This is a genomic window from Candidatus Dormiibacterota bacterium (assembly GCA_036495095.1).
GTDB lineage: Bacteria > Chloroflexota > Dormibacteria > Aeolococcales > Aeolococcaceae > CF-96.
Map to the genome: position 1 here is coordinate 19481 of DASXNK010000022.1, position 11752 is coordinate 31232.

General features: G+C 76.3%; 11 protein-coding genes. All 11 read left to right on the forward strand.

Annotated features, from left to right (window positions below; translation table 11 throughout):
- The first annotated feature begins 170 nt into the window (after nucleotides 1–170).
- The 11 genes from VGL20_01970 (at nucleotide 171) to VGL20_02020 (ending at nucleotide 11573) form a co-directional block, all read left to right on the forward strand.
- Nucleotides 171–608 (forward strand): rubrerythrin family protein, encoded by a 438-nt coding sequence (locus tag VGL20_01970; GenBank protein HEY2702432.1) that lies wholly within the window; start codon nucleotides 171–173, stop codon nucleotides 606–608.
- Complete coding sequence (locus VGL20_01975) at nucleotides 605–1180, forward strand: DUF3501 family protein (GenBank protein ID HEY2702433.1); 576 nt, start codon at nucleotides 605–607, stop codon at nucleotides 1178–1180. Before VGL20_01970 ends, VGL20_01975 begins: the two co-directional genes overlap by 4 nt.
- Before the next feature lie 29 nt (nucleotides 1181–1209).
- Nucleotides 1210–2298 carry a glycosyltransferase family 1 protein gene (locus VGL20_01980; GenBank protein ID HEY2702434.1) on the forward strand — a complete coding sequence of 363 codons (1089 nt, stop codon included), beginning with the start codon at nucleotides 1210–1212 and terminating at the stop codon, nucleotides 2296–2298.
- On the forward strand, nucleotides 2295–2471 hold the full coding sequence (locus VGL20_01985) for a Trm112 family protein (protein HEY2702435.1): 177 nt from the start codon (nucleotides 2295–2297) through the stop codon (nucleotides 2469–2471). The genes VGL20_01980 and VGL20_01985 overlap by 4 nt, the downstream gene beginning before the upstream one ends.
- An 87-nt stretch (nucleotides 2472–2558) precedes the next feature.
- The gene (locus VGL20_01990; protein ID HEY2702436.1) at nucleotides 2559–3911 is read left to right on the forward strand and encodes a diaminobutyrate--2-oxoglutarate transaminase; all 1353 of its coding nucleotides are present in this window, start codon (nucleotides 2559–2561) and stop codon (nucleotides 3909–3911) included.
- Nucleotides 3908–5410 carry an aspartate aminotransferase family protein gene (locus VGL20_01995; protein HEY2702437.1) on the forward strand — a complete coding sequence of 501 codons (1503 nt, stop codon included), beginning with the start codon at nucleotides 3908–3910 and terminating at the stop codon, nucleotides 5408–5410. The genes VGL20_01990 and VGL20_01995 overlap by 4 nt, the downstream gene beginning before the upstream one ends.
- Nucleotides 5411–5460: 50 nt before the next feature.
- Complete coding sequence (locus VGL20_02000; protein HEY2702438.1) at nucleotides 5461–7185, forward strand: IucA/IucC family protein; 1725 nt, start codon at nucleotides 5461–5463, stop codon at nucleotides 7183–7185.
- On the forward strand, nucleotides 7173–7721 hold the full coding sequence (locus tag VGL20_02005; GenBank protein ID HEY2702439.1) for a GNAT family N-acetyltransferase: 549 nt from the start codon (nucleotides 7173–7175) through the stop codon (nucleotides 7719–7721). The genes VGL20_02000 and VGL20_02005 overlap by 13 nt, the downstream gene beginning before the upstream one ends.
- Nucleotides 7718–9022 carry a SidA/IucD/PvdA family monooxygenase gene (locus tag VGL20_02010; protein HEY2702440.1) on the forward strand — a complete coding sequence of 435 codons (1305 nt, stop codon included), beginning with the start codon at nucleotides 7718–7720 and terminating at the stop codon, nucleotides 9020–9022. The genes VGL20_02005 and VGL20_02010 overlap by 4 nt, the downstream gene beginning before the upstream one ends.
- Entirely contained in the window at nucleotides 9022–10815 is a 1794-nt protein-coding gene (locus VGL20_02015; protein ID HEY2702441.1) for an IucA/IucC family siderophore biosynthesis protein, read from the forward strand. Before VGL20_02010 ends, VGL20_02015 begins: the two co-directional genes overlap by 1 nt.
- Nucleotides 10812–11573 carry a hypothetical protein gene (locus VGL20_02020; protein HEY2702442.1) on the forward strand — a complete coding sequence of 254 codons (762 nt, stop codon included), beginning with the start codon at nucleotides 10812–10814 and terminating at the stop codon, nucleotides 11571–11573. Before VGL20_02015 ends, VGL20_02020 begins: the two co-directional genes overlap by 4 nt.
- Nucleotides 11574–11752 lie beyond the last annotated feature (179 nt).

Sequence of the window (11752 nt, forward strand, 5' to 3'; positions counted from 1 at the left end):
GGGCGATGGCGCTCATCGGGGCGTAGAGAGCCGTATACCCCCGCGGCGAGCTCCGAGGCGAGTGATCGCGAAGCGATCGCCGCCGTCCCCGCTGAGCGCCGTCGGCCGGCCCGCCGCGCCCGAGAGCGCCCCCAACACGGACCCCACGCGCATTGCCTCACCATGGTGAAGTGGCGGCACTCAGAGGTACCAGAACGGAGAACAACCTGCGAGCGGCCTTCGCCGGTGACTCTCAGGCGGATCGGCGGTTCACGTACTTCGCGCGGCGGGCGGACATCGAGGGGCGGCCGGACGCGGCCCGGCTGTTCCGCGACCTGGCGGCCGGGGAGACCGGGCATGCGCTCGGTCACCTGGAGCTGCTCGAGGAGGTCGGCGACCCGGTCACCGGGATGGCCCTCGGCGACACCGCCACCAACCTCCGCAGCGCGCTCGCCGGGGAGACCCACGACCACGGTGAGCTGTACCCTGCGCTCGCCCGGACCGCCCGGGAGGAGGGGTTCGAGGAGATCGCCGAGTGGTTCGAGGCGCTGGCCCGGGCCCACCGGCTCCGGTCGCGGAGCCTGGCCGCGACCCTGCAGTCGCTGACCGAGGGAGGGGAGGCCCGATGAGACCGCTCGCCGTTGACGAGGTCCGGCCCCCCGCCGCCTACGAGGCGGTGCGGGCGGAGGCGCTGCACCGCCTGCTCGAGCAGCGGCGGCCCCGCTCCATCCCCGTCGGCGACCTCATCACCCTGCTCTTCGAGAATCGGACGACGGTGGCGGGGGCGGTCGAGGAGCAGCTTCGCGCCGGCCAGATCGACGAGCCGGACCGCATCGCCGAGGAGGTGGCGGTGTTCAACGCCCTCATCCCCGGGGAGCGCGAGCTCACCGGCACCCTCTTCCTCGAGACCGAGGACGCCGCCGCCCAGGGCCGGTGGATGCGCGAGCTGCCCGGGATCTCCGGCCATGTCCACCTCGAGGTCGACGGCGTCCGCGCCGAGCGGGTGGTGGCTGGTCCCGGCGCTCCCGAGCTCGGCGACGAGCCGGTCGAGCACCTCCGCTTCCGCCTCACCGAGGCGCAGTGCGCGGCGATCGCCGGCGGCGGCGAGGCGGTGGTCTGCTGCGACCATCCCGCCCACCGCGCCCGCACCGTGCTCGACGAGGCGCAGCGGCGCGCCCTCGCCGAGGACCTGGGCCGCTGATCGCCGGGGCGCGGCGCACCCGTCCGCGGGTGCTGGTCGACGCCACCGCACTGCGCGACGGCCGCGGCGCGGCGGGCATCGGCCGCTATGTGGCCGGGCTGCTGGCCGGGCTCGAGGCGCTGCCCGACGGTCCCGAGGTGGAGGTGGTCCGGCCGCCGGGGCGGGCGCGCAGCGAGAACCGCGGCTGGCGCTGGCTCGCCGGCCAGCCCTGGGCGCTCGGCGCCGCCGCCAGCCACCGGCCGGCGGCGGTCCACGGCCCCGCGGGCGAGCCGGTGCTGGGCTGGCCGCGGCGGCGCCAGGTGGTCACCATCCACGACGTCGTCCCCTGGACCACGGCCGCCGCCGCCCCCTCCGGGCGCCGCCTCGCCGCCTTCCTCGAGGTCCAGCGCCGGCTGCTCCGCGGCTGCGGGGCGCTGATCGCGGTGAGCGGCACCGTGGCCGGCGAGGCGGCGGCGGCGCTCGGCATCCCCGCCGAGCGCTTCACCGTGGTCGCCGAGGGGGTGGACGCGCCCTTCGAGAGCGACCCCGCCGCCGGCGACGCCGGGCTGCGCGCCGGCTGCGGCGCCCCGGCCGGCGGCTACGTGCTCTGGGCGGGGAGCATGCGCAGCCCCGACCCGCGCAAGGCGCTCGACGTGCTCGTCGAGGCGATGGCCGCCCTGGAGGCGGAGGGGCGCGGGGTGCCGCTGGTGCTCGCCGGCGCCCCCGGTGCGGCCTCCGAGCAGGTCTCCGCCCTCGCCCGCGAGCGCGGCGTCCGACTCCACCTCCCCGGCTTCGTGAGCGACCCGGCCCTGGCGGCTCTCTACCGAGGCGCCGCGGCGGCGGTGCTGCCCTCGCGCCACGAGGGCTTCGGCCTGCCCGCGCTGGAGGCGATGGCCTGCGGCGCTCCGCTGGTCGCGGGGCGCGCCGGCAACCTCCCCGACCTCTGCGGCGACGCCGCCCTGCTGGTCCCCCCCGGCGACGCCCGGGAGCTCGCCGGCGCGCTCGGCGCGGTGCTCGGCGACACCGCCGTCGCCGCCCGGCTGCGGGTCGCCGGGCCGCGCCGGGCGGCCGCCTTCAGCTGGCGCCGCTGCGCCGAGGAGACCGCCGCCGTCTACCGGACGCTATATTCCCGGCCGTGAGCGATCTCCCTGCCGACCTCCTCGCCCTCCTCGTCTGCCCGAAGTGCCGGGGTCCGCTGGTCGCCGAGGCGGCGGCGCTGCGCTGCGACGCCTGCCGGCTGCGCTACCGCGTCGACGACGGCATCCCGGTGATGCTCATCGACGAGGCGACCCCGGTCCCCGCCGAGGGTTGACCCTCCCAGGGTCTTGTACTTAGCCAAGGCTAACCCATAGGATTAGCCAACCCTAACAAGCGGCAAGCTCACAGCTGGGGAGAGACCGTGATCGGCGGGCGCCTTCTGGAGAACCAGGCGCGTCGCGAGTCGAACGCGCGGACCTACGCGCGGTCGCTGTCGCTGGCGCTGATCCGCGGCGAGGGCATCCACCTCGTCGATGCCGACGGCCGCTCGTACATCGACTGCCTGGCCGGCGCCGGCACCCTCGCCCTCGGCCACAACCACCCGGCGGTGCTGGAGGCGATCAGGGCGGTGCTCGACAGCGGGCTGCCGCTCCACACCCTCGACTTCGCCACCCCGGTCAAGGACGCGTTCGTCGAGGAGCTCTTCGCCCATCTCCCCGCCGGCCTCGCCACCGACCTCCGGGTGCACTTCTGCAGCCCGGCGGGCACCGACGCGGTCGAGGCGGCGCTCAAGCTGGTGCGCATCGCCACCGGGCGGCGCAGCATCCTCGCCTTCACCGGCGGCTACCACGGCATGACCGCGGGCGCGCTCGCGGCCAGCGGCCCGGTGGCGGTGCGGGCGCCGATCGGCGGCATCACCAGCGAGGTGCACTTCCTGCCCTTCCCCTCCGCCTACCGGTGCCCGTTCGGGGTCGGCGGTGTCGAGGGGGCGCGGATCGCGGTGGGCTACGTCGAGCGCCTCCTCGACGACCCCAGCAGTGGCATCCCGCCGGTGGCGGGGATGATCCTGGAGGTGGTCCAGGGCGAGGGCGGGAGCAATCCCGCCCCCGATGAGTGGCTGCGGGCGATGCGCCGGCTCACCGCCGAGCGCGGCATCCCGCTGATCGTCGACGAGGTGCAGACCGGGGTGGGGCGCACCGGCCGGTTCCTCGCCTTCGAGCACGCCGGCATCGAGCCCGACGTGGTGGTGCTCTCGAAGGCGATCGGCGGCGGGCTGCCGCTGGCGGTGATCCTCTACCGCTCCGCGCTCGACGTCTGGGAGCCGGGAGCGCACACCGGCACCTTCCGCGGCAACCAGCTGGCGATGGCGGCGGGGACGGCCACGCTCCGCGAGGTGGTCGGCGCCCGGCTCGACGCCCATGCCGCCAGGGCCGGCAGCCGGCTGATGGAGGACCTCCGGGCCGCGCTGTCGGGCAGCGGCTGCGCCGGCGACGTCCGCGGCCGCGGGCTCATGGTCGGGGTCGAGCTCGTCGACCCCGCGGGCGAGCCCGACGTCACCGGGACGCCCCCCGCCGACGGGCGGATGGCCCGGGCGGTGCAGCTGGAGTGCCTGCAGCGCGGGCTGGTGGTGGAGCGGGGCGGCCGCCACGGGGCGGTGATCCGGCTGCTGCCGCCGCTGATCATCACCGCCGCGCAGCTCGGCGACGTCGTCGAGCGCCTGGCTGCCGCGGTCCGCGCCGCCGAGCGCTCCCGCAGCCGGGGGAACGCGGCATGAGCGTGCTCACGCCGGCCCAGCCCGCCCTCTGGGCGGCCGGCTCGGAGGCGGGGATGGCGGCGCTGGAGCAGGCGCTCCACGCCGCCGCCGGGTGCTGGCGGTCGGCGGCGGCGGCCCGCGGCGGCCCCTACAGCGGCGCCTCCCCGGACCAGCTGGAGCGGCTGGCGGCCGCGGTCGAGGTGCTCCCCGAGGAGGGACGGGAGCTGTCCGCGGTGCTCGAGGAGCTCGGCGGCCTGGCCATCGCCCACGCCGTCGACCCCGCCCACCCCCGCTGCGCCGCCCACCTCCACTGCGCTCCGCTGGTCGCCGCGGTCGCCGCCGACGCGCTGGTGAGCGCCTCCAACCCCTCGCTCGACTCCTGGGACCAGGCGCCGATCGCCGGCCACCTCGAGCAGCGGGTGGTGGGCGCGCTCGCCCGCCTCGCCGGGCTGCCCGACGCTGCCGACGGCGTCTTCACCTCCGGCGGCACCCAGTCCAACCTGATGGCCCTGCTGCTCGCCCGCGACGCCGCCGCCGCCGCCGAGGGTCGGATGGTCGGGGTCGACGGGCTCGGGCCGGAGGCGGCGCGCCAGCGCATCCTCTGCTCCGAGGCCGCGCACTTCACGGTGCAGCGGTCGGCCTCGGTGCTCGGCCTCGGCAGCGCCGCGGTGGAGACGGTCGCGGTCGACCGCGACATGCGGATGCGCTGCGACGACCTCGACGAGCGGCTCGAGCGGCTCGCCGCCGAGGGGCTGCGGCCGATCGCCCTGGTGGCCACCGCCGGCACCACCGACTTCGGCAGCATCGACCCGCTCGCCGAGCTCGCCACCCGGGCCCGCCGCCACCGGATGTGGCTCCACGTCGACGCCTCGTACGGCGGCGGCCTGCTGCTGAGCGACCGCCACCGCGGACTGCTGGCCGGGCTCGAGCTCGCCGACTCCGTCGCCGTCGACTTCCACAAGCTGCTCTGGCAGCCGATCGCCTGCGGCCTCTTCCTGGTGCGCGACCACGCCACCCTGGCGCCGCTGGCGGTGGAGGTGCCCTACCTCAACGCCCCTCCCGAGGAGCCGGAGGTCGGCGGATGGCGGATGCCCCACCTGCTCGGCCGCTCGCTCTCCACCAGCCGCCGGTTCGACGCGCTGAAGCTGCTGGTCAGCCTCCACACCGTCGGCCGGCGCGGGCTCGGCGAGCTGGTCGACCGCACCCTGGCGCTCACCGCCGTGGCCGCCGAGCGGGTCGGGGCCGACCCCCGCCTCGAGGCGGCGCACCACCCGGTGCTGGCCTCGCTCGTCTTCCGCTACGTCCCCACGCCCGACCGTCCGCAGCGCTCCGACCGGCTCAACGCCGCCATCCGCGACCGGCTTCTCGCCGAGGGCCGGGCGGTGCTGGGCCGCACCAGGGTCGCCGGCCGCACCCATCTCAAGCTCACCCTGCTCAACCCCGCCGCCGGCGAGGCCGAGATCGCCGCGCTGGTGGAGCTGGTGGCCGGCACCGGCGCCGAGCTGGAGACGGAGCCCTGAGCGCCGTCCCCGCCGAGGAGGCGGCCGAGCTGCGCGCCGCGGACCTGGCGGTGACCGGCCTGCTCAACTGCTTCCTGCGCGAGGCCGGTCCCGCCACCGAGCTCGCCGGCGATCGGCTGCGGGTCCGGCTCGCCCATCTCGGCATCGACCTCGAGGTCGGGCTGCGCCACCACTCCGCCACCGGCCATCACCTCTTCGACCTCCCGGTGCGGGTGCGGGCCTCCGCCGCGGCGCCCCCGGTGGCCCTCGACCCCGCCGCACTGGCGGCGCTGCTCGGCCGTGAGCTCGCCGCCGGCGACCCCCGCGCCGACCCGGCGGGGCTGGTCGCGGCCGTGACCGACAGCCATCGCGCCGTCGCCCGCTTCCTCGCCGCCGCCGCGGACGCCACCGCCGCGGCGCCGCGCCCGCTCACCCCCTTCCTGCGCGCCGAGCAGTCGCTGCTCGGCGGCCACCCGCTGCACCCCACCCCGAAGAGCCGTACCCCGATGACGGTCGCCGAGATCGACGCCTTCTCGCCCGAGCTGGGCGCCGCCTTCCCGCTCCACTGGTTCGCCGCCGACCGCACGCTGGTGCTCGAGGACTCGGCGCTGCCGGAGCCGGCGACGGCGGTGCTCGCCAGCCTGCTCGTCGACGACGAGCGCGCCGACCCCGAGCTGCGCCGGCTGGCCGCACGAGGCGATCGCGCCCTGATCCCCGCTCATCCCTGGCAGGCGGACCGGCTGCGGTGGCGACCGGAGGTGCGCGCCCTCATCGACGCCGGGCGGCTGGCCGACCACGGCCCCCAGGGGTCACCCTGGTCGCCCACCTCCTCGGTCCGCACCGCCGGTCGGCCTGGCACCGCGGTGATGCTCAAGCTCTCGCTCGGGGTGCGGATCACCAACTCGGTGCGCCTCAACCTCCGCAAGGAGCTGGCCCGCGGGGTCGAGGTCCACCGCCTCCTCGAGGCCGGGCTGGGGACCGAGCTGGCCGCGCGCTTCCCCGGCTTCGGCATCCTCCGCGACCCCGCCTGGGCCACCCTCGCCGGGCCCACGGCGGGCGCCGAGTCGGGCTTCGAGGTGGTGATCCGGGAGAACCCGTTCGGCGAGGCGGACGAGGCCAGCGTGGTCGCCGCCCTCTGCGAGCCCGCGCCCGACGGAGGGCCGCCGCCGCTGGCCGGCCACGTCCACGCCCTGGCACGGTCGCGGGGCACCTCGCTGGCAACCGCCGCGCGGGCGTGGTTCGCCCGCTACCTCGAGGTCGCGGTCGACCCCATCCTCTGGCTGTACGGCGCCGAGGGCATCGCCCTCGAGGCCCACCAGCAGAACGGGGTGGTGGTGCTCCGCGACGGCCTTCCCGCCGGGTTCCGCTACCGCGACAACCAGGGCTACTACTTCAAGCGCTCCCACGAGGCCCGGCTGCGGCGGCTCCTCCCCGGCCTCAACGCCGAGAGCGACACCGTCTGCGACGACGCCGTCGCCGACGAGCGGCTCGGCTACTACCTCGGGGTCAATCACCTGCTCGGGCTGATCGGCGCCTTCGGGCGCGCCGGGCTCGCGGACGAGGCCGACCTCCTCGGCGACCTCGCCCGCCACCTCGCCGCCCCCGACCGCGCCTTCCCGGCATCGCCGATGGTCGACACCCTGCTGGGCAGCCCGCGGCTGCGCTGCAAGGCCAACCTGCGCACCCGCCTCGACGACATGGACGAGCTGGTCGGCCCGATGGAGAGCCAGTCGGTCTACGTGGAGATCCCCAACCCGGTCCGGCAGGCGGTGGGGGCGATGGCGTGGACGTCGTGACCGCGACCGCCTTCGAGGCGCCCCTCGCCGGCGGCGCGACCGCGCGCTTCCGCCACCTCGACCCGGAGGAGGACCTCGACCTCGTCCACGGCTGGATGCACCAGCCCCACGTGGTGCCCTTCTGGCACCTCGACGTGCCCCGCGCCGAGCTGCGCGCCCACCTCGAGAGCATGGCCGCCGCCGCCCACATCGAGCCCCTGATCGGCTGCGTCGACGGGGTGCCGGTCTCGTACTGGGAGGTGTACCGGGCGGCGGAGGACGCGCTCGCAGCGCACTACGCCGCCGAGGAGCACGACCAGGGCGTCCACCTCCTCGTCGGCCCGATCGAGCTCACCGGGCGGGGTCTCGGCCGCCGCCTGCTCGAGGCGGTCGTCGACTGGCAGCTCGCACGCGAGCCCCGCACCCGCCGGATCGTGGCCGAGCCCGACGTCCGCAACGCCCGGATGATCCACGTCTTCGAGCGCTGCGGCTTCGTCCGCGAGGGCGAGCTCGAGCTCCCCGACAAGCGCGCCGTGCTGATGGTCCGGCGCCGGTGAGCGCCGCCGCCCCGGTCCGCGACCTGCTCGGGGTGGGCATCGGACCCTTCAACCTGGGGCTGGCCGCGCTCCTCGACCAGGCGCCGGAGGTCGACGCCCTCTTCGTGGACGAGCACCCGCGCTTCTCCTGGCACCCCGGGCTGCTGCTCGAGGGCGCCACCACCCAGGTGCCGTTCCTCGCCGACCTGGTCAGCCTGGTCGACCCCACCAGCCCGCACAGCTTCCTCAACTACCTGCGCGTCCACGACCGGCTGCTCCGCTTCTACCTGCGCGAGCGCTTCCACCTGCCCCGCCGCGAGTACGACCACTACTGCCGCTGGGTGGCCGAGCGGCTGCCCTCCTGCCGGTTCGGCGCCCGGGTCGAGGCGCTGCGCTGGCTCGCCGGCGAGGCGGTCTTCGAGGCCGAGCTCCGCGCCCCGGGCGGCACGCGCGTGGAGCGGGTGCGGGCGCGCCACGCGGTGCTCGGGGTCGGCGCCGCCCCCCACGTCCCCGAGGCGCTCACCCCCGCGCTGGGGCCCGACGTGGTCCACGCCGCCGACTTCCTCCACCACCGCGAGCGGCTCCACCGGGCGGCGGCGGTGACGGTGGTGGGCTCGGGCCAGAGCGGCGCCGAGGTGTTCCTCGACCTGCTCCGCGACCAGCCCGCCCACGGCTACCGGCTGACCTGGCTGACCCGCACCGCCGGCTTCTTCCCGATGGAGTACACCCGGCTCGCCCTCGAGCACTTCTCCCCCGAGTACACCCGCTACTTCCACGGCCTCGACGAGGAGGTGCGCGACCGCCTGCTCCCCAGCCAGGACCTCCTCTACAAGGGCATCGACGCCGGCACCGTCGAGGAGATCTACGCCCTGCTCTACGAGCGCAGCGCCGGCGGCGCCGAGCCCCCGGTCGAGCTTCGCCCCCACCTGGCGGTGGAGGCGGTCGAGCGCAACGGCCGCGGCCTGCGGCTGCGCTGCCGCCAGTGGGAGCAGGGGCGCGACCTGGTGGTCGAGACCGAGTGCGCGGTGCTCGCCACCGGCTTCGTCGCCCGGCCGCCGGCCTGCATCGAGGAGCTGAGCCCGCTGATCCGCTGGGGCCCCACCGGCCGCTATCGGGTCGACCTCGACTACCGGGTGGCGATGCACCCGTCGGTCACCGGCAGCCTCTTCGTGCAGAACGCCGAGCTCCACACCCACGGGGTGGGCGCGCCCGACCTCGGCCTGGGAGCCCACCGCAGTGCCTGCATCGTCAACGCGCTCACCGGCCGCGAGGTCTTCCGGCTGCCGCGGCGCACCGTCGTCACCGAGTTCGGAGTCGCCTGATGGACACCGTCACCACCGCGCTGGAGGCGCTCGCCGGGGGGCGTTGGCAGGCCGCCGGCGAGCGCATGGTCGCCAAGATGCTCTCCGAGCTCCTCTACGAGCAGCTGCTCGACGCCGAGCCCGCCGGCACCGGCTGGCGCGCCCCCGCGGGCGAAGCCGTCTACGAGTTCGCCGCCCGGCCGCGCTGCTACGAGCGGCTGCTGGTCGAGCCCGGCTCGGTGCGGCGCCGCGACGCCGGCGGCAGCGTCCCCGCCGCCGACCCGGTCCGCCTGCTCCTCGACCTCGCCCCCGGCCTGGGGATGGAGCCGGCCACCACCGCCCACCTCGCCCGCGAGCTCCGCGCCACCCAGCTCGCCGACTGTCACATCGCCGCCTCGCCGCGGCGCCGCGCCGCCGCGCTCGTCGAGCTGCCCTGGGCCGAGATCGAGGGCGAGATGGACGGCCACCCCTGGCTGGTGCCGAACAAGGGCAGGATCGGCTTCGGCCACGACGACCACCTCCGCTTCGCCCCGGAGCGGCGCCGGCCGCTGCCGCTGCGCTGGCTGGCGGTGCGCGACGGCTGCGGCGAGTATCGGGCGGTCGAGGGCCTCGACCACCTGCGGCTGCGCGCCGAGCAGCTCGACCCCGCCAGGGCCGCGGACTTCGGCGCGGTGCTCCGCGCCCGCGGCGAGGACCCCGACCGCTTCCTCTGGTTCCCCGTCCACGCCTGGCAGTGGGACCACGTCGTGCTGCCGCTGTTCGCCGCCGAGCTCGCCGCCGGCGACCTGGTGGTGCTCGGCGAGGGCGACGACCTCCACCTCCCCCAGCAGTCGATCCGCACCCTCAGCAACGTCAGCGTGCCCCGGCGGCACTCGGTGAAGCTGCCGCTCAGCATCCTCAACACCCTCGTCTACCGGGGGCTGCCCACCGAGCGCACCCTGGCGGCGCCGGCGGTGACCGCGTTCCTCCAGGGGATCGCCGCCGCCGACCCCTTCCTCCACGACCGCTGCCGGCTGCTGCTGCTCGGCGAGGTCGCCGCCGTCGCCGTCCCCCATCCCACCTACGAGGAGCTCGAGGGGGCGCCGTACCAGTTCCGCGAGCTGCTCGGGTGCATCTGGCGGGAGAGCCTGGAGGGGCGGCTCGACCCCGGCGAGCGGGCGATGACGATGGCCGCCCTCCTCCATGTCGACGGCCACGGGGTCCCGGTGGTGGCGGCCCTGGTCGAGCGCTCCGGGCTCGGCCCCGCGGCCTGGCTCGACGCCCTGCTGGGGGCGGTGCTGCCGCCGCTGCTCCACTTCCTCTACCGCTACGGCGTCGTGTTCTCGCCCCACGGTGAGAACGCCATCCTCGTCCACCGCGGTGGGGTGCCCAGCCGGCTGGCGATCAAGGACTTCGTCGACGACGTCAACCTCAGCGACCAGCCCCTGCCCGAGCTCGCCGGGGTCGGCCCCGAGCTCCGCCGGGTGCTCCTCGCCGAGCCCCCGGAATGGCTCTGCCAGTTCCTCTGGGCGGCGCTCTTCGTCGGCCACCTCCGCTACCTCTCCGACCTGATGGAGGATCACCTCGGGCTCGGCGAGCGCGACTTCTGGGCGGCGGTGCGGCGCGCCATCCTCGACCACCAGGCCCGATTCCCCGAGCTCGCCGAGCGCTTCGCCCTCTTCGACCTGCTTGCCCCCCGCTTCACCCGGATCTGCCTCAACCGCAACCGCCTGCTCCTCGACGGCTATGCCGACCGGCCGGAGCGGCCCCACGCCGCCACCTGCGGCACCGTGGCCAACGCCCTCGCCGAGGCGGTGCCAGGGGTGCTGAGATGAGCGCGGCGGCGCCGGTGGCGGCACGGCTGCGCTGGGACTGCGCGGAGATGCGCTGGGAGCCCGCGCCCGCCGGCCCGCTCGGCGAGGGCTGGACCGCCTGCGCCGACCTGCTCGTCCCCGGGTCGGACGAGCTCGAGCGCCAGCTCGCCCTGGTCGCCCGGTGCCAGGAGACGGCGCGGATGTCGGTGTGCGCCTCGCTCTTCCTCGAGCGCTACGCCTGGGCACTGGCCACCGCCGCCTTCGGCAGCCTGCTCGGCGAGGGCAGGCTGCCCCACCTCGACGCCGCCAACGTCGCCGTTCACGTCGACGCCGACGGCTTCGTCGACGCGCTGATGCTCGCCGACGCCCGGCTCGCGCCCGCCACCCCGGTCGCGGCCCTCGTCCCCCTCGCCCGCGACCTGCTCGCCGGCCATCTCCTGACCCTGGTCGAGCGGCTCGCCGAACGCCCCGTCCACCGCGGCCGGCGGGCCCTGCACTGCCTGGTGGTCGACGCCCTCGCCGCGGGCATCGCCGGCGCCGCCGAGACCGCCGGGACCTCCCCCGGCGAGGCCGCGGTGCTCACCCTCGCGGTGGGGCTGATGCTCGGCACCCCGGCGGCGCTCCGCCCCCGGCTCCTCGGGGTCGACGGCCGGCTGGTGCGGAAGCGGGCGGTCTGCTGCCTGCTCCACACCGAGCGCGCCGTCCACTGCGCCACCTGCCCGCACCTCACCGACGAGGAGACCGCCTGCCGGATCCGTGTCCTCACCAGCACCACCTGAGGAACAATGGGCGGGTGAGCAGCCCGCGCCCGACGCTTCCCTTCACCGCGCTGGTCGGCCAGGAGTCGATGAAGCAGTCGCTGGTGCTGAACGCGATCAACCCGGCGATCGGCGGGGTGCTGATCCGGGGCGAGAAGGGCACCGCGAAGTCGACGGCGGTGCGGGCGCTGGCCCGGCTC